The sequence below is a fragment of the Kineosporia mesophila genome (assembly GCF_021129235.1).
GTDB classification, from domain to species: Bacteria; Actinomycetota; Actinomycetes; order Actinomycetales; family Kineosporiaceae; genus Kineosporia; species Kineosporia mesophila.
Map to the genome: position 1 here is coordinate 184,425 of NZ_JAJOMA010000015.1, position 20,294 is coordinate 204,718.

Genomic DNA, 20,294 nt, shown 5'->3' on the forward strand with positions numbered 1-20,294 from the left:
TCATGAAGGGCATGACCACATCACCTCGTGAAGCCCGCATCGCCGTCGTCGGAGCCGGCCCGGCCGGCCTGGCCTGCGCCCGGATCTTGCGCAAGCACGGCCTGGACGTCACCGTGTACGACCGCGACCCCGGCCCCGACGCCCGTAACCAGGGCGGCACCCTCGACCTCGACACCGAGCACGGCCAGAACGCTCTGCGGGAGGCCGGTCTGCTCGATCAGTTCTTCGCCCTGGCCCGGCCCGAGGGCCAGGAGATGCGCAAGGTCGGTCTCACCGGCGAGCTGCTCGGGCAGCACCTTCCGGAGCCTGACGAGATGTTCAAGCCCGAGATCGACCGCGGGCTGCTGCGGAACCTGCTGCTGGACTCGCTGGAGCCTGGAACCGTCCGGTGGGGAAAGGGTCTGGCCTCGGTGCAGGACGGGCGCCGGCTCCACTTCACCGACGGCACGCAGGAGGACGCCGATCTGGTGATCGGCGCCGACGGCGCCTTCTCCCGGGTGCGGGCGGCCGTGTCGTCCTCTGCTCCCCTCTATTCGGGCATCAGTTTTCTGGAGGCCTGGTTCGATGACGTCGAGGCCCGGCACACCGACCTGGCCGACCTGGTCGGCCAGGGGCTGATGGCCTCGGCCGACGGCTCCCGCGCCCTGTTCGCCCAGCGCAACGGCGGCGACCACATCCGGGTCTACATCATCCAGAAGGTCGAGCTGGACTGGATCTCCCGGCTGGGCCTGACGATTCACGACACCGAGGGCATCCGCGCCCACCTGCTGGGGGAGTTCGCCGGCTGGGGCCCGCGGATGACCCAGATGCTCACCGACAACGACGGTGTCTACGTCGACCGCCCGATCTTCGCCCTGCCCGCCCCCTACGCCTGGGAGCACTCACCCACCCTCACCCTGATCGGCGACGCCGCGCACGTCATGCCCCCGATCGGCGTCGGCGTGAACCTGGCCCTGCACGACGCCCACGACCTGGCCCTCGCCCTGGCCGGTGCCGCGACGGTCGAGGAGGCCCTGACCAGCTACGAGAAGATCATGCTGGAGCGCTCCGACGAGATCGGGGCGTCGCTCGGGCGCGGCGCCGAGGGCATGCTCGACGCGGACTGATCACTCGCACCGGCAGGGCGCCGATACAACCTTCGGCCTTCCCGCATACGTCTCTTCTGGGTGACAGAGAAGATCGGGGACGAGGAGAAGCCGGCAGACGCCGTAGCGGAGACGGATGCGGAGCCGGATGCGGAGACGGATGCGGAGACGGATGCGGAGACGGTTACGGAGCCGGATGCGGAGCCGGTTGCGGAGCCGGTTGCGGAGCCGCCCGGCGCCGGGAGACGACCGTGGGTCACCTGGGCGATCCGGATCGCGATCACGTTCGGTGGGCTCCTGGTCGTGCTGGTCGTCGTGCTGGTGGTCGTTCTGCTCGTGGCGTACCAGAGGGTGCGGATCCCGGCGACGGTCGACTCGGCGACGGATCAGTCGGCGGTGATCATGTATGCCAGCGGTGAGGTGATGGCCCAGGTCGGCCCGATGGACCGGCAGAACGCGGCGCTGGAGCAGGTGCCGTCGCCGGTGCGCCTGGCCGTGCTGGCGGCCGAGGACCAGACCTTCTACAGCAACCACGGTTTCAAGCTGACGTCGATCGCCCGGGCCGCGTTGAGCAGTGTGAGCGGTACGGGGCAGGGAGGTTCCACGATCACCCAGCAGACCGTGAAGAACCTCTACGACCGCCGTGAGCACAGCCTGGGCCGCAAGGCGAGCGAGTTGCTCTTGGCCGTGAAGCTCGACCGCCAGATGTCCAAGGACGAGATCCTCGGGCGGTACCTGAACACGATCTACTGGGGCCGGGGCGCCTACGGCGTCCAGGCCGCCGCCCAGACCTACTTCCACTGCGACGCCGACGACCTCACCCTCGCCCAGGGAGCCCTGCTGGCGGGCATCATCAACTCGCCGGAGGCGGCCGACCCGCACGACGGCGGGCGGGCGCTGGAACGCGCCCGGCGGCGCTGGAACGTGGTGCTGGACGCCATGGTCGGCAACGGTTCGCTCCCGGTGTCGGAACGGGAGAGGGCGCGCTGGCCCAGGGTCTACGCGCCGCAACAGTCCAACACGCTCGGAGGGCAGACCGGGTACCTGGTGACGATGGTCGAGAACGAGGTGCGGGAGAAGCTGCACATCAGCGACGAGGAATTCCGCACCGGTGGCTACCGGATCACCAGCACGTTCGACAGCGGCCTGGAACGAGCGGCGGTCCGGGCGGTCGAGAAGTCATTACCCCGCCGCCGCACACCGAAACACCTTCAGGTGGGTCTGGTCTCGGTCGATTCACAGACCGGGGCGGTGCGGGCGCTCTACGGGGGCGCCGACTTCCTGAAGCGGCAGCAGAACGCGGCCACGCAGGACACCGCCGAGGCGGCCGGGGTGATCGCGCCGTTCGCCCTGGCCGCCGGTCTTCGCAACGGCTGGAGCCCGGGCGACACGGTCGGCGGTCCGCGCCGGTACCGGGTGGGGCGTCAGCTGATCGAGAACTTCCGGGGCAAGCACTACCCGGCGCTGACGGTGGGTGAGGCGGGGGCCTACCCCGTCAATACGGCGCTGGCCCGTCTCATCAGCCCCGGCGGCGCCGGGCGGGTGCAGAAAGTCACCGAGGCCGCGGGCATTCCCCGCAGCGCGCGGGTCGGCGCGAGCGTGACCAACGCCCTGGGTGGTGCCGCCGTGCATCCGATCGACGTGGCTCAGGCCTACGCCACCCTGGCCTCGGGCGGGGTGCGGCACGAGCCGTACGTGGTGCAGACGGTGACGCGCATGGACGAGGGGCCGTCGCGGGTGCTGCTCGAGCGGGGGGACGAGCCCGCGGGCCACCGTGTCTTCCCGGCGTCGCTGACCGCGGATGTCGATTCTTCGCTGCGCCTGAGGGCCGCGGCCGAGCCCGACGCCCTGGACGGGACGCGGGGCATCAGCCCGGTGCCCTACTTCCGCCGCGTCCGGGCCGAGATCTTCGTGCAGGGCGGTACCTCGTCCAGCTACCGGTCGGCGTGGTTCGCGGGGTACTCGGCCCGGCTGTCCACGGCGGTGGACCTGTACCAGCTGTCCCGGGACGGCCGGGAGGTCGAGCGGATGGAGGGTTTCGGGAAGTACTCGCACATCACCGCGGACGGGTACCCGGCCGATGTCTGGAGTTCTTTCATGGCGGCGGCCCATCGCGACGATCCGGTGCCGGTGACGACTCCACAACGGCTCGGCTGACCCCGAGCCGGTGAAAGGCCCTCGATACCCTGGACGCCGTACGTCAGGAACACCTGAACGACGGAAGGAACACCAGCATCATGACGACTCCCGAGAGCCGCCTGGCGCAGGCCGGTATCGAGCTGCCCGCCCCGGTGGCGCCGCTGGCCAATTACCTGCCCGCCACCCGCGCCGGCTCCCTGGTCTTCACCGCCGGGCAGCTGCCCCTGTCCGGCGGGGCGATGCTCGCCGAGGGCAAGGTCGGTGGCGGCGTGCTGCCCGAGCAGGCCGCCGACTGCGCCCGGCAGGCGGCGGTCAACGCCCTGGCCGCGATCAAGGCCGAGATCGGCGACCTGTCCGCGGTGAAGCGGGTGGTGAAGGTCGTGGTGTTCGTCGCGAGCGAGCCCGGCTTCACCGGTCAGCCGGCCGTCGCCGACGGCGCGAGCGCCCTGATGGACCTCGCCTTCGGTGAGGCGGGCAAGCACTCGCGCAGCGCGGTCGGCGTGGCGGTCCTGCCCAAGGACGCGCCGGTCGAGGTGGAGCTGATCGTCGAGGTCGGGTAGCGGTCGCCGGTGGGGTCGCCGGTGCCGTCGGCAACACCGGCCACCCCACCGATCAGCGGGTACTGCGTGAGCGGTGCAGCAGCCAGACGAAGTACGGGGCTCCGATCAGGGCCATCATCAGCCCGGCGGGGATCTGCGAGGGGGCGATGAGGGTACGGCCGAGGGCGTCGGCGACCACGACGAGCAGGGCGCCCAGCAGCATGGCGACCGGGATGATCCGCCCGTGCCGCACGCCGACCAGGGCCCGGGCCAGGTGCGGGGCCACGAGCCCGACGAAACCGACCACGCCGACCGCGATCACGCTGGTGGCGGCGGTGGCGGCGGCGATCGTCAGCAGGGCCAGGCGGGCCCGTTCGCGGCGGACCCCGAAGATCTGCGGGGTGTCCTCGTCGATGGACAGCAGGTCGAGCTCGTGGCGCATCGCCATCACCAGGGGCGTGGCCAGAGCCAGCGCCACGGCGACCGGGACCACGTCCTGGAAGGTGCGGCCGTAGGTCGTGCCCGAGAGCCAGGTGAAGATCCGCGGGGTGTCGTAGGGGTCGGCGCGCAAGAGCAGGAAGGTGCTGAAACTGCTGAGCGCGTAGCCACATCCGATGCCGATGAGCAGGAAGCGGTCGGGCCGGAAGCCGCCGCGCCAGGACAGTGCGGTGATCAGGGCGAAGGTCGCCAGGCCCATGGCCACGGCCGTGACGACGAGTGTGGGACGGCCGCCGGGCAGTCCGGAGGTCACCACGATCACCGCGCCGAGCCCGGCCCCGGCGGTGATGCCGAGGATGCCGGGTTCGGCCAGCGGGTTGCGGACCGTGCCCTGCACCACCGTTCCGGCCAGGGAAAGAGCCGCACCCGCGGTGGCGGCCGCGGCGACGCGGGGTGCGCGGTTGTCGAGGGCCCGGGCGATCAGGTCGGGGGCGGTGCCCTGGACCCAGAGCGAGAGGTCGCCGATGCGTAGCCACAGGCTCCCGGCCAGCAGGCCGACGAGCACCGCGGCGACGAGCAGGACGGTGACGACGATCGTGACGGTGAGGAACCGCCGCCTCGAGCGGACGGAGACGTGGGCGTGGGGCGTTGCGCCCGTGTCCCGCAGGCGCAGCGCCAGGAACACGATGACCACGGCGCCGAGCAGCGAGGTCGGCACGCCGGTGGGGATCGAGGCCGCGGCCTGGGCACCCATGATCGCCCGCAGCACCGCGTCCGCGAGCAGCACCAGCAGGGCGCCGGCCAGCCCGCAGGCCGGGATGAGGAAGGCGTGCCGGCTCAGGACCCCGATGCGGGTGGCGGCCAGGCGCACCGCGACCGGAGCGGCGAGGCCGACGAAGGCCAGCGGCCCGGCCAGCGTCACCGAGATGGCGGTCAGCATGACGGCGCCCAGCACGGCCACGATCCGGGTCGAGCGCACCGGCACCCCCAGCGACGCGGCCGCGTCGTCGCCGAGGGCGAGAACGTCCAGGCGCCGGGACATCAGGACGGCCAGCACGATCAGGACGGCGATGACCGGGGTCGCCCGGGCCGCGGCGTCGAGGCTGAGCTGTGCGAGAGAGCCGTTGCCCCAGGCGTACAGCCCGAGAGTGCCCTCCTTGAACAGGATCAGCAGCATCGCGCTGGCGGCGTCCAGGGCCATCGCGACCGCCGACCCGGCGAGGATCAGCCGCGTGGAGTTGACCCCGGTGGCGGCGCCGGCCAGCCCGAGCACGACGCCCGCGGCGAGCAGGCCACCGCCGAAAGCCACGGCGCCGGAGGCCCACAGCGGAACGGCCAGACCGAACGCGGCGACACCGGTCAATGCGAAGTAGGCCCCGGCGGTGACGGCGAGGGTGTCGGGGGAGGCCAGCTGGTTGCGGGTGATCGACTGCAGCAGGGCCCCGCCCGCCCCGAGAGCCACCCCGACGGCGGTCCCGGCGAGCAGCCGCGGCAGCCGCGACCCGGTCAGTACATCACCGATCGGGACACCGCCGACGTCCTCGCGTGCCCCGAGGAGATACCGCACCAGGTCGAAGGGGCCGACCCCCGAGGTGCCCTGGGTCAGGTGCCACAACCCGACCACCACGACGCCGGCGAGCAGGACGACCAGCACGGCCGTCCCGCTCGCGCCGCGGCCGAGCCCGATCCCGGGCAGCGACCGCGGCGGCGAGCTCTCGGTCACTTCGCGGTCAGGATATTCACGTAGGCGTCGATGGCCTGCTCGTTCGACCGGGGGCCACCGGCACCCCAGACGCTGTTCGGGAACGCGTGCGCGCGTCCTTCCTTCACCGACGGCAGCGCCTTCCAGATCTTGCTCTTCTCCAGCTCGGTGACGTAGTTGTCCTCGGTGCCGTCGTTGGCGTAGAAGAGCGTCGCGTCACCGACGGCTGTGAGGCCCTCGATGTCGGTCTGGGCCAGACCGTAGGAGGGGTCGACACCGCCGCTGCCGTAGGCGGAGTTGATCTCGTCGGTCCAGGCCGAGGTCATGCCCAGGGCCTCGCCGATCTCGGTGAACAGGGCGCCCTTGCCGTAGGGGCGGATGACCACGTTGCTGCCCTCGACCCAGCCGTCGAAGAAGAGGAAGTCGGTGGGCTTCACCCCGGCGTCGACGACCTTCTGCTTGGCCTCGGCGAAATGCGTGTCGAACTCCTTCAGGACGGCGTCGGCCCGCTCGGTGCGGCCGGTGGCCTCACCGATCATGGAGAAGACCTTCTTCATGTTGTCGATCTGACCCGAGGCGTCGGCCCCGACCGTGGCCAGCACCGGGACACCCCGCTTCTCCAGCTTGGCGAGCAGCTCGTCGTCGGCCTGGTAGACCTCCATGACGATCAGGTCGGGGTTCGTCGCGTAAAGCGCGTCGAGGTCGGGCTCACCGCGCTCGCCGGCGCTGGGCACGTCGTCGGGCAGCTTCTCGGCCGTCACGTACTGGGCGTACCCGTCGGTGGAGGCCGCCGCGACCGGGGTCACGCACAGGGTGAGCAGGTCTTCGGTCTGCTGCCACTCCAGCACCGCGACGCGCTCGGCGGGCTTGTCGAGCTTGACCGTGCGCCCGACGCCGTCGGTCATCGTGACCGGGCCGGTCGAGGTCTTCGTGGTGTCGTCGGCACAGGTCTGCGAGGCGGGGGCGGCGGTGCCGCCGGTGGCCTCGTCGACATCCGTGGTGCCGCAGGCGGCCAGCGCCAGGGCGATCACGGCGAGGGTCGCGGCGCCGCGGGCGCGGCGGGGGACAGAGATCATGCCAGCTTCTCTTTCGGGGTGACAGGGAGCGTACGGACGACGGGGTGCCGTCCGAGGGGGTCGATGCGCAGGCGTCCGGTGCCCGGGTCGGTGGCGACCTCGACGGTGAGGCCGTAGACCTCGCTGAGGTGCTCGGCGGTGAGCACCTGGAGCGGGTCGCCCGCGGCGTGGATCCGTCCCGCGTGCAGGAGCACGAGGGAGTCGGCGATCCGCGCGGCGTGATCGAGGTCGTGCAGCACGATGCCGACGGCGACGCCCCGCTCGTCGGCGAGATCGCGCACCAGGTCGAGGGTCTCGACCTGGTAGCGGAGGTCCAGGTGGTTGGTCGGCTCGTCCAGGAGCACGACGCCGGTCTCCTGGGCGAGGCTGGCGGCGAGCCAGACGCGCTGCATCTCGCCGCCGGACAGCTCGCTGACGGGACGGCCGGCCTTGTCAGCGGTGCCGGTGGCCCGCATCGCCCGGTCGATCGCGGCGCGGTCCTGGGCGGAGGCACCGCTGAAGCGGCGCCGGTGCGGATGACGGCCGAACGCTACGACCTCGCTCACGGTCAGGCCGGGCGGGGCCTGGCGGGACTGCGTGAACAGGGTGACCCGCCGGGCGAACTGGCGCACGCTCAGCGCGGAGGCCGGCTGGTCGTCCAGGAGCACCCGGCCGCTCTCGACGTCGTGCAGCCGGGCGAGGGCGCGCAGCAGCGTGGACTTCCCGCTGCCGTTCGGCCCGACCAGCGCGGTGATCCGCCCGGGCCTCAGCTCCAGCGAAACATCATGGATCACCGTGGTTCGGCCGTAACGGAGAACGAGCCGGTCGCCGCGCAGGACTGCGGGCTCACCCGGGGTGGGCATCGATCGACTCCGTCTAGGTAGGCCAGCCTTACCTAACAGAGACTAGATGCCCAGTAACTTTGCCGACAATCCCGCCTTCAGGACGGCGGATACGGGATTTCGGACAGGGGTGCCCTGGCGACCGCGCCGGGGGTCACCTTCATCACGCGCCGGAAGGCCGCGATGAACGTGCTCGGCTGTGCGTAGCCGAGCAGTTCGGATACCTCCTGGACGTCCGCGCCGGCGGACAGCAGCGCCAGCGCCTCGTGGATCCGCCGCGCCTGCCGCCACTGCGCGAACGACAGCCCGGTCGTCTCGCGGAACGCCCGGGTGATCGTGCGGTCGCTCGTGCCCAGCTGCGCGGCCCACTCGGCCAGGCTGCGGTCGTCGGAGGGGTCGCGCAGCAGGGCCTCGGCGATCGCGTCGATCCGCTGGTCGCCGGGAAGATCCAGTGCGAACTGCCGGTCCGCGGCCTCGAGCACGTCGAACACCACCGCCTCGGTGCGGGCCTGCGCCCCCTCGTCCAGATCCGTGCGCGCCCGGCGCAGCAGCAACGACTCCAGCAGGGGAGTGATCGCGATCGACGTCGGCCCGGAGAAGTCGACCGGGGTGCGCTCGGGGACGAAGAAGGCACTGTGCAACTGCGCGGCGGCGGTCACGCGGCCCCCGTGGACCACCCCGGCCGGCAGCCACATACCGAAACCGTCCGGCACGGTGAAGATCTGGTGCCCGATCCGGGAGGTCAGCGTGCCCCCGCGCACCCAGACCAGCTCGTGCATCGGATGCCGGTGCGGCGACCACTCCGCCGCCACGTCGTGCGACTGGGACTCGGCCACGATCGTGAGCGGCGACGGATCCGCGACCGGCAGCACACCACCCCGGTGCAGCACCGTGCCCCGATCGCGGCGCCAGGCGCCCAGACCGAGATCGTCAGCACCGGCCGCCATCACCCCACGAGCATACGCTCGGCCCTCCTGAGCAGGCCTCTTGCCCCCACCGGACCGTCGAAATGCGCCCCCCGTCGCCCTCCATGATCATCGTAGGCATGGCCGACACGGATGTGGCTCAGCTCGCACGACGCCGGCAGAACTTCTGGTGGTTGTTCCTCCTGGTGCTCTGCGTTCTCCTCCTGCCCCTGGCTCTGGTGACGGGGGTCCTGATCGCCGGCAGCAAGGACGACGAAGGGGTTCCCCTCTTCCTCTGGATCCTCGGGGGTGCCCAGTTCCTGACCCTGCTGCTCGTGGTGGCCGGCCTCTTCTGGCTGCGCCGTCGAGGAGTCGGATGGGCCCAGCCGCCGCTGTCGATGGGCGTCGACCGTCAGCGCCGCAAGGCCATTTTCAGGAGCATCCGCGCCGTCGAGCCGGTGCCGCAGGCCGATCAGGAGGTTGCCGACGACCTGGCCCGGCGGATGAGCAGGCAGCGCTGGCTCGCGCTGTACCTGCCGCTGATCTCCCTGCCGGCTCTCATCGGGTTCATTGCGGGCGATCGGGACACTCTGGACTGGCTCGCGGTCATCGCGTTCCTGTTCATGTACGCCTCCTTGCCGTTCCTGCTGCGCGACGTCCGGCGCGCCCGGCGCTGGCGTGAGCAGTACGGCTCGCCCGAGAGCTAAAGCACCTGCGGCGGGCGCAGATCCGGCGGGAGATCCAGGGGATGACGCCCGTCGTCCCGGTCCGCGACGGCTCGCATGGCCCGGCGGTACTGCTCCGCCGTGATCTGGTGAGCCGTCACCTGACGGGCCAGCACCCCCTCGAGCGTGACCGCGGCGAGCACCGGCGGTGGCGCGGGGTGCGCGGGAGTACGGCGCGGCCGGCGCTGGGCGAGCACCTGGGCGAGGTCCCACCCGGTGGCGACGAGACCGATCACGATGAGGAACGTCACGAGAACGACTCCCGAGCTCATGCCCCCAGCCTCGACCCGCCGCACGCCCCGGCCCAGGGACGAAAGTCCGTTCCCCGCTATGCTTTGTTCCTCGTTCATCAGATCCGGGCCCAAGGAGCTCCATGATCGCCCGGATGGAACAGCACCAGGTCGCGCTCTACCTCGCCGCCCTGGCCGCCGGCGCCCTGATCGGCCTGGCCGCCCCCGCCCTGGGCCCCGGCCTGGAACACGCCATCAACCCCGTCCTGGGCCTGCTCCTGTACGTGACCTTCCTCCAGGTACCCGCCGCCGAACTGGGACGGTCGCTGCGGGAGGGCCGGTTCCTGATCGCCGCCCTGGTGGTCAACTTCGCCGTCGTGCCGCTCGTGGTCGCCGCCCTGTTCGCCTTCCTGCCCGACGACCGCGCCGTCCGCCTCGGGGCCCTGCTGGTACTCCTGGCCCCCTGCGTCGACTACGTGATCGTGTTCAGTGGACTGGCCGGGGGCAGCAACCGCCGCCTGCTCGCCGCCACACCCCTCCTGCTCATCGCGCAGATGGTGCTGCTCCCGCTCTACCTGCTGCTGTTCCTCGGCCCCGACCTGGCCGACGTGGTCGAACCCGGGCCGTTCATCGAGGCTTTCGTCGTCCTCATCGTGATCCCGCTGACCCTCGCCTGGTCGACCCAGGCCTGGGCCGCGCGACGCGTCGCAGGACAACGGTTCACCGCGACCGCGAACCTCACCATGGTGCTCCTGATGATCGTCACCCTGCTCACGGTGGTCGCCTCCCAGATCCCGAAGGTGAGCGACGCCCTCGGCCAGGTCGCCCGCGTGATACCGGTTTACGTCGCCTTCCTGGTCGTCATGGCCTTCGCCGGCCTCGCCGTCGCCCACCTGTTCCGCCTCGACGCCCCGGCCGGGCGCGCCGTCGTGTTCACCGGCGCCACCCGTAACTCCCTGGTCGTGCTCCCGCTCGCCCTGGCCCTGCCCGACGCGCTCGCGGTCGCCGCGGTGGTCGTGGTCGCCCAGACCCTGGTCGAGGTGGTCGGCATGGTCGTGTACGTGCGGGTGGTCCCGCGACTACTACCCATGAATTGAGGACGAGGTTGCCCTCCCACGCTCGGATCGCTCAGGTGAGCGTGGGTGCGGGCTGGGGGAGCGGGTGGGCGCCCTCGGGGCGCAGTCCGTCGAAGATGATCGCCAGATAGCGGCGCCACTGGTCGGGTGCCGGGTTCGGCAGGTAGCTCACCACGTGCACGGGTGCGCAGATGAGCACCCAGATGTCGACCCCGGTGACGTCCTGCCGCACGCTTCCCTGCTCGCGCGCCCGGTCGGTCAGCTCGATGACGGCGTTGAACAGCCGGTCGCGCAGCTCGATGACGCTCGTGTGGTTCTCGCTGGCGCTCTGCAGGAACGACACGTCGTGCTGCTGGCGCTGGTCGGCCGCCACGGACAGGAACTCCAGCAGTGCCGCGCCCGCGTCGTCGGCCGTCAGCAGGCGCTGCGCGGCGGTGAACAGCGGCTCGAGGTGCTGGACCACGATCGCCGCGATCAGGTCTTCCTTGGTGGCGAAATGCCGGAACACCGTGCCCTTCCCGACCCCGGCCCGGCGCGCGATGTCGGCCACCGACGAGTCCGGCCCCCGCTCGGCGAACTCCTCCTCGGCCGCGGCCAGCAGCAGTTCACGGTTACGCGCCGCATCGGCACGCAGGGGTCGGACGGGCTCACTCACCCGGTCACCCTACCAAGTTGACCGCCCGGTCCGTTTGCGGCTAGCGTCCCCGATCTATAAACGGACCCAACGGTCACTTTACTGGAGGTTGTCATGAAGGCCCTTGTCGCCACCGGATACGGCCCGCCCGAGCAGTTGTCGATCGCGCAGCTCCCGGTGCCCGAGCCCGGCCCGGGCCAGGTACTGGTGAAGATCGCCGCCTCGTCGCTCAACCCCACCGACGCGATCGTCGTGCAGGGCGGGTTCCGGGAGCTCGTCGAGCTCGCGTTCCCTTACGTGCCGGGCAACGACTTCGCCGGCCGGGTGATCGAGATCGGTGCCGGCGTCACCCGCTTCGCGGTGGGGGACGAGATCTTCGGCCTGTCCATGCCCCGGCAGCTAGATTTCGTGGCCGACGATAACAGGCCGTCGCTCAGCACCGGCGGACTCGCGGAGTACGCCGTCGTCGAGGCCGACACCCCACTGCTGGCCCTGCGCCCGGCCTCGGTGCCGGCCGTGCAGGCGGCCGCGCTGGGTGTGGTCGGGTCCACCGCGCTGGGCCTGATGAAGCTCGGCGAGATCAAGCCGGGATACCGGGTTCTCGTGATCGGGGCCACGGGTGGTGTCGGCACGGCGGTGATTCCGCTGCTGGCGGCCGCGCAGGCGCAGATCGTGGCGACGTCCTCGACGCCGGCCGGGGCGCAGATCCTGCGGGAGCTGGGGGCCGGTGAGGTCATCGGGCACGCGCCGGAGGGGTACCCGTCCGACGTCGACGTGGTGTTCAACCTGGCCCTGTACCCGCAGGCCCTTCCGTCCGCGGCCCGGGCGCTGAAGCCGGGAGGCCGGTTCGTCTCCATCATCTTCCCCGAGCCCACGCCGGAACTGCTCGGCCGGGACGATGTCTCGCTGCGCTACTACCTGGACCCGGACGGCCGGTTCGGCACGATGGACGACGTGGCCCGCGCGGCCGAGAAGGGTGAGCTGTCGGCCCGGATCGCTCACCGCTTCACCCTGGACGAGGCGGTCACCGCGGCCGTGACCTACGTGCGGGAGAAGAACGTCGGAAAGATCGTCGTGACCATGTGAGCTGAACAGTGGACGACGCGGGTGGGGGCTTGCGTCGTCCACTGTTCGGGTGGTCGTCGGTCAGCGCAGTGCGGCGATGCGTGAACGTACCGACCGGAGCTGGGCCAGGCGTCGTTCGTACCCGCCGCCGAGCACCAGCAGGGCCAGGCCCACCACGGCGGCCCAGGCCCACAGCGGCACGGTCGCGCCGATCTCGGTCATCCACGGGGACAGCAGCACCAGCGCCTCGATCGCCAGCGTGGCCGACCCGAGCACCAGCACGGCCTGCAGATGCTGCTGAGCACCGAGCGCGGCGACGGCGGCGGCCAGCAGGATCACCAGGAACGGACGCAGGTGGGGGCCTTCGGTCCCGGTCAGGGTGCAGAGGAGGCCGGGACCGAGCAGCAGGACGAGGCCGCGGGAGAAGGCCGACCAGGAGGCAGGCAGAGGCGCGGGCAGGTTTCCCGGCAGGTCGTTCTGGGGGTGGCGTCGGATTCTGTCCTCCAGCTGCGGGAAGCGGTCGAGGCCGTGCAACAGCGCAATCAGGGCGGCCGGGATCGTCCAGACCTCGAGAATGCCGAAGGACAGGCCGGAATCGGTGCCCGGAGCGCCCTGGTCGCTGAGCCCGAACACGACCCGGGCGAGCGCGGTGGCCACCGCCGTGATCGTGCCGGCCAGGAGGGCCGGGCGCACCACGGAGCCGCCGCCGAGCCAGGCGGGTACGGAATCCGTGGTGTCGGTGCGGATCAGGTACGTGCAACCGGCCACCACGAGCGCGGCCAGCGTCATCAGTGCGATCGGCCGGGCGATGTCGTCCCGCACGAGGCAGGTGATCACGCTGGGCACCAGGCCGAGCGTGAGCGGGGTGATGATCAGGCGGTCGTTCCCGGCCGCGGCCGGTCGCAGGTGCCGGGCCCAGAGCTGAATCCCGAGCAGCACCAGGGCCGGTGGAACGGTGTAGGCCTCGACCAGGCTGACATCGGCGTCCACCAGCCGGGTCCAGCTGGAGGCGGTGAGCAGGAGCCCGGCCACCCAGCCGATCTGTGAGCGCCCGGGGGTGAGGGCGATCGCGGTCACGGCCGCACCGACGATGAGGAGTATCAGCCAGAGTTGTTCCTCCTGACCAGGAGCCATCGACAGGGCGAGGGCGGCGATGGCGGTGATCGCCAGACCGGCCTCGGCCCCGGCCCGGCGCGGTGGCTGTCCGTCGAGCCGTCCGCGCAGCACCAGCGCGGTGACCAGAAGAGCTCCGGCCGCCGCGGTCAGGGCCCAGATCAGTGCCGGGGTCAGGGCGTCGAAAGATCCGGCGTGCGCCCAGGAATGCAGGAACAGGGCGACGGCCGGGGCGATGACGGCGGCGAAGACCGGGGTGAGCAGGGGAACGGTCCGGGTCAGCCCGGCGCGGGCCCACAGCGTGCCGCCGGTCGCGGCCAGCGCGGTCACCGCGAGCAGGACGGGCTGGTGCCAGGCCGGCTGGTTGCCGGTGTCCAGGGTGGTGGCGAGCCCGATGCCGAGCACGAGGTATCCCGGTGCGGCGGCCGCGAGCCGGTCCGCGGGGGTCCAGGTGGCGCGGCCGCGGCGTTCCGGTAGCGGCAGCCGGGGCACGGTGATCAGGGCCAGGGAGACGAGAGGACCGATCACGGCGAGCCAGAAGAGCGGTGAGCCGGCGTTCGCCTGGTCGAGGAGTATGCCGAGCGCGACCGGGGCCAGGCTGAAGGCCAGGAGGGCGAGTCCGGCCCGGCCGGTGCGGCCGTCCGGTCCGTCGTCGGTGACCCGGCGGCGGGCGGCGAGCAGGGCCGGGACGGCGAGAGTCGTGACGACGCCGGGCAGTTCGTGGGTGGTCCAGGCCAGGGTGGCCGCCAGCGTTCCGAGCAGGGCGCTGAACATCCAGAGAACCGGTGAGGGCAGTGGGTTCCGGTCGCCGCGGATTGCCAGGACGGAAGCTGCCACGGCGATGGCGAGCAGTGCGGTCACGGTGGTGACGACCGCGGCAGCCGGTACCAGCGTGAGCACGAGCGCGAAGAGGGCCAGCAGGGCCGGGGGAGCCTGACGCAGGGTCCGGCGCACTTGCCGGGGCCAAGGGCCGGCCGGCCTGGCGTGACCCCGGGCGGCCACCCAGGTCACGGCCGCGAGGACGGCGAGGCAGGCGAGGGTCACGGCCCAGGTCAGGGTCGGGTGGTCCGGGGTGATGCCCAGGGTGTCGAGCCGGGCGGTGGCGTCGACGCTGCGGGGTGTCTGGACCACGGGCCGGACGACCTGGGCGATCACCAGGACCAGCGTGGGCACGGCGATCAGCGCGTACGTGCCCAGAACCCCGAGGGCCAGGGCGGTGCGGCGCAGGGCGGACCGCGGGGCCGGGGTCAGCCGGGAGACGGCGATCAGCAGCAGACCGGTCAGCAGGGTGACCGCGATCAGGACCGGGATGTCGGACGACAGGCTGAGCGATTCGGTGACGGCGAGCCCGGCGACGGCTGCCGCAGCCGTGGCGGAGATTCCGGTGGCCAGTGACCAGACCCGGTTCAGCCCGAGGGGATCGGGCCGGCGGGAGAGCGTTCCGGCACTGGTGGGGTGCGAAGGGGCCCCGCCCGCCCGTGGGCTGGTGGGCGTCCCCCATCTTTGTTCGTGATCAGGCAAGACCTCCCCGGAAGAGTGGGGGAGCACCTGATCACGGACGTCGGTGGTCTTGTCGGCCCAGGTCTGGGCGGCCAGGGTGACGGTGGTGCAGAGCAGGGTGAGCAGGGCCAGGTCCGGGTCCGGGAGGCCGAGAAGGGCCGGGACGGTGGCCACCACCAGCATCGTGGCGGCGAGGGCCCGGGCCAGGAGACGCTCGGTGCGGCATTCCGGGGGCAGGGTGCGCCGGAGCAGGGTGACCGCGGCGCTGACCGCCAGTGCGAGAGACCAGGAGATGACGAACCGGTCGAGGGCATTGTTCAGGGACTGACCGACGGTGAGCAGGGTGCCGATCGGCAACAGCACCGTGGAGGCGTGGGTGCCGGCTCGGAGGTGACCGACGCGTCCCCAAAGACCCGTGATCAGGCCGCTGACCAGCAGTGCGGTACCGGTGTAGAGCGCGGCGTGCGGGTGGTCGGCCCCGAACAGGCCGGTGCGGCGGATCGCCCAGCCGTCGCCGAGCACCAGCACGACGCCGAGAGCCCCGACCGCCTCGGCGGTCTCCGGCAGACGGGGGCGCAGCCAGGCCGCGACGCCGAGCGCGGCGAGGGTGGCGGTGGCGATCACGGCGGCGCGGGCGGCCAGCGGCATGCTCTGCCACGAGAAGATCAGGAAGCCGATCGCGGCCACGGCCAGCAGCAGCGCGCCGACGCCGACAAGGATCGTGTTGACGCCGAGCTGGGGTCGAGGGGCGTCGGCCGGGTCGGACCAGGTGCCCCAGGGTGCCGAGGTCGCGGATCCGATGGAGGACGAGGCGGTGGGCGTGGTCTGCGGGGTCGCCCGGGTCTCGGGGGCAGTGGGGATGGACGACGGTGTACCGGGCGTCGTCAAGGACGCGTTCGGTGCGATGGTGCGAGCGTCGTTCACGGGGGCGCCGTGGTCGGGCGCCGGGAGCCCGGGAGCTACGCGCGCCGCCGGTGAGGTCGCGGGGACCGGGTCGGTGGGAGGAACCGGGTCAGCCGATGGGGCGGGATCCGTGGAGGTGGCCGGCCGGGGGGAAGCGGCCGGGTCGGCAGAAGCGGCAGGGCCCGCGGAGGTGGCCGGGTTCGCGGGAGCGCCGGGGTTCGTGACGTCGGCCGGGCCCGTGAGGGTTGCCGGGTTCGTGAAGACGGCCGGGCTGGTGGAGGTGACCGGGTTCGTCGGAGCGGCGGGCGCGGTGGTGGGGCGGATCTGGGCGCGGAGGTACTGCAGCACGCTCTCGCGCCGGTCGAGGGCCGCGGCGGCGTCGCGGCTCAGCCGCTGCAGGTGGCCGCCGTCCGGGCCGGTGAGGTCGATTCCGCAGGCCGCGCAGTGTGGTCCACGCAGGGCGGCGGAACAGTTGGGGCATCGGGTCAGGTCGAGCAGGAGACGGCTGAGCTCGGGAACGGTGTCGAGCACGGTCCGGGCCTGATCAGCCTGGCCCCCCAGGTCGGAACTCATGGTCGCCGATTGTGGGTGACAAGGCGGGCTCCCGTCCCGTGGATCCGGCGGGAGTGTCCGATACCACCCGATCGTGCTTTCCTGAGCTGTGAGTTGTCACGCTGCGTAGGAGTGTTCACGACGCTCAGCTCATCTGGTCGGCGTGCCAGCGGTAGAGGTTGCGGGGGCGTCCGGAGGTGCCGTAACGCTGGGTCTGGGCGACCAGTTGCCGCGAGGTGAGCTCTTCGAGGTAATGCCGTGCGGTCACCCGGGAGATCCCGAGGGCCTGGGCCACCTCGTCGGCGGAGACCGGGTCGGGCGTGGTGCGCAGATGGGCGGCGACCTTGTCGAGGGTCCGCCGGGCCGACAGACGGGTGGGAACGACGTCGGCCCGCACGTCGGGTCGCAGCAGGGCCAGGACCGAGTCGATGTCGCGCTGGCTGACCGGCCCGGTGGAGTGGGCGGTCTGGCGGCGGAAGGCGGCGTAGCGCCGCAGGTGTTCCTGGAAATCTTGCAGGTACAGGGGTTTGAGCAGGTAGTGGACGACCCCGAAGGTGATGGCCAGCCGCACCAGGAGCAGGTTGCGGGACGAGGTGATCACCATGATGTCGGCCGTGGAGTTACGCGCCCGCAGGATCCGGCACAGTTCCAGGCCGCTGGCATCGGGCAGGTTCAGGTCGAGCAGGATGAGTTCCGGGCCGGTGATCTGTGTCTGGCGCAGCATGTCGGCGCCGGTGTTCGCGATGCCGGAGACGATGAAACCAGGGGTCTGGCCGACGTACTGGGCGTGCAGGGCGGTGATGATCGGATCGGCGTCGACGATCAGGGTGCTGATGCGGCGTTCAGGCATCACACAGGGGTGCGCGCCGGTTGCGCGCGGTGCTCAACCCCATCACCATCCCCGGCCACCGGCAGACATCTGGAGCGTGATTCTAGTGACAGTGATCATCGGGTAGCAATGGTCGCCGGGGGTCCATCTTCACGACCTTGGCCAATATCCGTTACCGGGATTTTACGTCGCATTGCTTGATCGATGACGGGCAAGTCAATACTTCGCGCCGACTTTCTCGTCCTGTGGACCAATATTCATTGGTGTAACTCAGAGTTGGGCATATTCAACTGGTCAACCTGGCTCTGGCCATGGCCTTTCACCAGGAATGACGTGCGAAGAGTGCCCGTGCGGTCACTTTGAGTGATCATTTTCGTAGGTTCTGTCGGGTTTGCATGTTTCCCGGTTTTCTCTGTAGAACGGTCTTCGACGCAACCTCATCCGGTGACCCTGACCCGTCGCCTCGAAACGAATTTCTTGGGAGTGCTGGATGTTTCGCGAGCCGCGACGATTGGAGGAGCTTCCTCCTTTCGACCCGCGGACCATTGCGGTCGTACGTAAGAGCTGCGCCGCCCTGCCGCCGGACCACATCGAGCTGACGCAGGAGTTCTACCGCCAGCTCTTCGTCATGGCTCCGCACGCGCGGGCACTCTTCCCCGAGGACATGACCGAGCAGAACGAGCGCCTGCTGAAGGCGATCCTGCTCACGGTCGAGCACCTCGACGATCCGGAGGCCGTGGAGTCCCACCTGCGGCGCTGGGGCGGCGTGCACCGGCGCAAGCACTCCGTGACCAATGACCTCTACCCGTACGTGGCCCACGCGCTGGTGCGGGCTCTGCGCGAACTCAACGGCGGCGACCTGGAGACCACGGTCGCCTCGTGCTGGATGGCCGTCTACGAGTGGATGGCCGCCGTGATGATCGCCGGCGCCGACGAGGCCGAAGAGGCCGAGCGGATGGCCGAGACCCGTGAGGGCTCGGTGGTGCGGCCGTACTACGAGTCCGAGCAGCAGTACGCCGGTCAGCAGCAGTACTACGGCGCGCCGCCCACGCAGCAGAGTGCCTTGCCCGCAGGCCCCTACGGCCAGGCGGGCCAGACCGGGCAGCAGAACGCTCTCCCGGCGGGGCCCTCCTACGGTCAGGCCGGACAGTCGGGATCCGGCCTCGCGCGCCGCGATGACCAGGCCGATTACGCCCGGCCGGCCGGGCAGCGCGACACCGGTGCCCTGGAGCAGTACGACGAGCCGGCGCAGTACGGCGATCGGACGCACAACCCGGTGCGGGGGCAGGACCCCACCGGTCAGCAGGCCGTGAGCCAGTACTCGCACGGTCAGTACCAGGCCGGGCAGTACCAGGGCGTCCAGAACCGGGGTGTTCAGCCCCCGACGGGCCAGAACCAGGTCCGGCCCCAGCCGAGTGCGGTCGCCCAGTTCGCCCGGCCCCCGCAGCGCTACACCGGTGAGACGGCGGCCATCCAGCTGCCCGTGCTGCGTTCCGGGGAAGACGCTTACGGGCAGCAGCAGGACTACGCGGACCCGGCCGGTTACGCCGATCAGCCCGGTTACGCGGATCAGCCCGGTTACGTTGACGAATCCGGTTACGCGGACCAGCAGGTTTACGCCGAACAGCCCGGAAATACTGGGCAGGCGGGATATCCGGACCAGCAGGGGTACGCGGATCCGGCGGGTTACGTCGACGAGTCCGGGTACGCCGAGCAGCCGGGACACCCTGGGCAGCAGTCCACAGCGGCCGGCCGGCGAGGCTATTTCAAGCAGCCGGGTCAGACGGGTTCGGTAGCGCAGCCGGGGTACTTCGAGCAGCCCGGCCAGACCGGTGCCCCTGCCCAGTCGGGGTATTTTGAGCAGTCCGGCCAGACCGGTGCCCCTGCCCAGCCGGGGTACTTCGAGCAGTCCGGTCAGACGGGTTCGGTCGCTCAGCCGGGGTACTTCGAGCAGTCGAGCCAGACCGGTCCGGTTGCGCAGCAGAGCTATTTCGAGCAGCCCGGTGACCTCGACCAGTCCGACCGGGCCCAGCAGCCGGGGTATTTCCCGCAGGCCGCACGCGACGGTCAGGCCCGGCCCGCGGCTCACCCCGAGCAGCCGGGATACTTCGAGCACCCGGGGCCGGGTCACCAGGCCGGTTACCCCCAGCCGGGTTACGCCGAGCCGGAGCCGACCGGGTACGAGAACCCCGACGGGTACGCGCAGCCGGGATACGGTGAGCCGGGCCAGGGTGGGCAGGCGCAGTACGGTGACCAGCCCGGGTACGCCGAAGGGCCTGGACCGGCCGGACAGTCCGAACCGGAGCAGCTGAGGTATGCCGGGCGTACCGACCGCGGTGACCGGGCCGGGTACGGCGAGCGTTCCCGGGCCGTGCAGCAGCGGGCCGGCTACCCCGGGCAGTCGGCCCACGCCGAACCCGCTACCTACACCCACCCGCCGCGGTACACCCAGCAGCAGCGTGACCAGGCCGACCGCGATCAGCAGGCCCGGTACGAGGCGCAGCAGCAGTACGGGAACGACGAGATCCGCCCCGACGACACGCAGCCGCAGCCGGGGTACCCGGCGGAGACCTGGCAGGGCACGGCATGACGCAGCAGAACCTGCACTCCGGCGCCGGGTTCGGGCTTCCCTCATTCGAGGCCAACGCACAGGCTTTCGCCGCGGCGGCCAACACGTTCGAGGCCGGTGCGCCGACCATCGCGGTGCCCACCTCGCCGGACCCGGCTCCCACCTCGCCGGTGTCCCCGGCTTCGCCGGTGGGCCTGACGGCGGCGCCGCAGGTGAGCGTTGCCCCCTCGGCGATGTCGGCCGTGTCGGTCGACACCTCGCCGTCGGCCGAGGCGGCGCAGTCCGTCAGTGCGGCATCGTCGGTCAGTGTGCCGTCGTCGGTCGGCGCGTCGTCGTCGGTCGGCGCGTCGTCGTCGGTCGGCGCGTCGTCGTCGGTCGGCACCGTGCCGCCGG

General features: G+C 71.3%; 15 protein-coding genes and 1 pseudogene. 8 read left to right on the forward strand and 8 right to left on the reverse strand.

Annotated elements, in window-relative coordinates; genetic code table 11:
* The first annotated feature begins 11 nt into the window (after positions 1-11).
* The 3 genes from LR393_RS21780 (at position 12) to LR393_RS21790 (ending at position 3,784) form a co-directional block, all read left to right on the forward strand.
* Positions 12-1,106: an FAD-dependent oxidoreductase gene (locus tag LR393_RS21780; protein WP_231485985.1), complete on the forward strand. Its 1,095-nt coding sequence runs from the start codon at positions 12-14 to the stop codon at positions 1,104-1,106.
* A gap of 60 nt (positions 1,107-1,166) precedes the next feature.
* Positions 1,167-3,242 carry a transglycosylase domain-containing protein gene (locus LR393_RS21785; protein ID WP_231485986.1) on the forward strand — a complete coding sequence of 692 codons (2,076 nt, stop codon included), beginning with the start codon at positions 1,167-1,169 and terminating at the stop codon, positions 3,240-3,242.
* 80 nt (positions 3,243-3,322) lie between these two features.
* Positions 3,323-3,784, forward strand: a complete 462-nt coding sequence (locus tag LR393_RS21790) for a RidA family protein (protein WP_231485987.1) — start codon at positions 3,323-3,325, stop codon at positions 3,782-3,784.
* A gap of 52 nt (positions 3,785-3,836) precedes the next feature.
* Here LR393_RS21790 and LR393_RS21795 read toward each other — a convergent pair whose 3' ends face one another.
* The 4 genes from LR393_RS21795 to LR393_RS21810 all read right to left on the reverse strand — a co-directional run bounded on the left by LR393_RS21795 (position 3,837) and on the right by LR393_RS21810 (position 8,747).
* The gene (locus LR393_RS21795; RefSeq protein WP_231485988.1) at positions 3,837-5,924 is read right to left on the reverse strand and encodes an iron ABC transporter permease; all 2,088 of its coding nucleotides are present in this window, start codon (positions 5,922-5,924) and stop codon (positions 3,837-3,839) included.
* A complete protein-coding gene (locus LR393_RS21800) occupies positions 5,921-6,976 on the reverse strand; it encodes an iron-siderophore ABC transporter substrate-binding protein (RefSeq protein ID WP_407937340.1) in 1,056 nt (351 codons plus the stop codon). The genes LR393_RS21795 and LR393_RS21800 overlap by 4 nt, the downstream gene beginning before the upstream one ends.
* The gene (locus tag LR393_RS21805; RefSeq protein ID WP_231485990.1) at positions 6,976-7,821 is read right to left on the reverse strand and encodes an ABC transporter ATP-binding protein; all 846 of its coding nucleotides are present in this window, start codon (positions 7,819-7,821) and stop codon (positions 6,976-6,978) included. Before LR393_RS21805 ends, LR393_RS21800 begins: the two co-directional genes overlap by 1 nt.
* A 77-nt stretch (positions 7,822-7,898) precedes the next feature.
* Positions 7,899-8,747, reverse strand: coding sequence for a helix-turn-helix domain-containing protein (locus tag LR393_RS21810; protein WP_231486002.1), 849 nt, complete (start codon positions 8,745-8,747; stop codon positions 7,899-7,901).
* 98 nt (positions 8,748-8,845) lie between these two features.
* Here LR393_RS21810 and LR393_RS21815 point away from each other — a divergent pair, with 98 nt between their 5' ends.
* Positions 8,846-9,412, forward strand: coding sequence for a hypothetical protein (locus LR393_RS21815; RefSeq protein ID WP_231485991.1), 567 nt, complete (start codon positions 8,846-8,848; stop codon positions 9,410-9,412).
* On the opposite strand, the gene LR393_RS21820 is transcribed toward LR393_RS21815, so the two are convergent.
* Complete coding sequence (locus LR393_RS21820) at positions 9,409-9,702, reverse strand: hypothetical protein (RefSeq protein ID WP_231485992.1); 294 nt, start codon at positions 9,700-9,702, stop codon at positions 9,409-9,411. The genes LR393_RS21815 and LR393_RS21820 overlap by 4 nt on opposite strands.
* A gap of 101 nt (positions 9,703-9,803) precedes the next feature.
* Between LR393_RS21820 and LR393_RS21825 the strand changes: the two genes are divergently transcribed.
* The gene (locus LR393_RS21825) at positions 9,804-10,757 is read left to right on the forward strand and encodes an arsenic resistance protein (RefSeq protein ID WP_231485993.1); all 954 of its coding nucleotides are present in this window, start codon (positions 9,804-9,806) and stop codon (positions 10,755-10,757) included.
* Positions 10,758-10,788: 31 nt separating this feature from the next.
* On the opposite strand, the gene LR393_RS21830 is transcribed toward LR393_RS21825, so the two are convergent.
* Positions 10,789-11,391, reverse strand: coding sequence for a TetR/AcrR family transcriptional regulator (locus LR393_RS21830; RefSeq protein ID WP_231485994.1), 603 nt, complete (start codon positions 11,389-11,391; stop codon positions 10,789-10,791).
* Positions 11,392-11,484: 93 nt separating this feature from the next.
* Between LR393_RS21830 and LR393_RS21835 the strand changes: the two genes are divergently transcribed.
* Entirely contained in the window at positions 11,485-12,456 is a 972-nt protein-coding gene (locus LR393_RS21835; protein WP_231485995.1) for an NADP-dependent oxidoreductase, read from the forward strand.
* A gap of 60 nt (positions 12,457-12,516) precedes the next feature.
* On the opposite strand, the gene LR393_RS21840 is transcribed toward LR393_RS21835, so the two are convergent.
* Together LR393_RS21840 and LR393_RS21845 are read right to left on the reverse strand one after the other, a co-directional pair.
* Positions 12,517-16,524: an SCO7613 C-terminal domain-containing membrane protein gene (locus LR393_RS21840; RefSeq protein WP_231485996.1), complete on the reverse strand. Its 4,008-nt coding sequence runs from the start codon at positions 16,522-16,524 to the stop codon at positions 12,517-12,519.
* Positions 16,525-16,648: 124 nt separating this feature from the next.
* The gene (locus tag LR393_RS21845) at positions 16,649-17,353 is read right to left on the reverse strand and encodes a response regulator (RefSeq protein WP_231485997.1); all 705 of its coding nucleotides are present in this window, start codon (positions 17,351-17,353) and stop codon (positions 16,649-16,651) included.
* Between the two features lie 469 nt (positions 17,354-17,822).
* Between LR393_RS21845 and LR393_RS21850 the strand changes: the two genes are divergently transcribed.
* Both LR393_RS21850 and LR393_RS21855 read left to right on the forward strand, forming a co-directional pair.
* Positions 17,823-19,922 (forward strand): globin domain-containing protein, encoded by a 2,100-nt coding sequence (locus tag LR393_RS21850; protein WP_231485998.1) that lies wholly within the window; start codon positions 17,823-17,825, stop codon positions 19,920-19,922.
* Positions 19,919-20,294 (forward strand): annotated as a pseudogene (locus LR393_RS21855) (hypothetical protein); the annotation flags it as partial. The gene LR393_RS21850 and the pseudogene LR393_RS21855, both read left to right, overlap by 4 nt.

Coding starts and splice junctions, on each gene's coding strand:
- LR393_RS21780 (WP_231485985.1), top strand. CDS start 12: ATGACCACATCACCTCGTGAAGCCCGCATCGCCGTCGTCGGAGCCGGC.
- LR393_RS21790 (WP_231485987.1), top strand. CDS start 3,323: ATGACGACTCCCGAGAGCCGCCTGGCGCAGGCCGGTATCGAGCTGCCC.
- LR393_RS21805 (WP_231485990.1), bottom strand. CDS start 7,821: ATGCCCACCCCGGGTGAGCCCGCAGTCCTGCGCGGCGACCGGCTCGTT.
- LR393_RS21810 (WP_231486002.1), bottom strand. CDS start 8,747: ATGGCGGCCGGTGCTGACGATCTCGGTCTGGGCGCCTGGCGCCGCGAT.
- LR393_RS21815 (WP_231485991.1), top strand. CDS start 8,846: ATGGCCGACACGGATGTGGCTCAGCTCGCACGACGCCGGCAGAACTTC.
- LR393_RS21820 (WP_231485992.1), bottom strand. CDS start 9,702: ATGAGCTCGGGAGTCGTTCTCGTGACGTTCCTCATCGTGATCGGTCTC.
- LR393_RS21825 (WP_231485993.1), top strand. CDS start 9,804: ATGATCGCCCGGATGGAACAGCACCAGGTCGCGCTCTACCTCGCCGCC.
- LR393_RS21835 (WP_231485995.1), top strand. CDS start 11,485: ATGAAGGCCCTTGTCGCCACCGGATACGGCCCGCCCGAGCAGTTGTCG.
- LR393_RS21840 (WP_231485996.1), bottom strand. CDS start 16,524: ATGAGTTCCGACCTGGGGGGCCAGGCTGATCAGGCCCGGACCGTGCTC.
- LR393_RS21845 (WP_231485997.1), bottom strand. CDS start 17,353: ATGCCTGAACGCCGCATCAGCACCCTGATCGTCGACGCCGATCCGATC.
- LR393_RS21850 (WP_231485998.1), top strand. CDS start 17,823: ATGTTTCGCGAGCCGCGACGATTGGAGGAGCTTCCTCCTTTCGACCCG.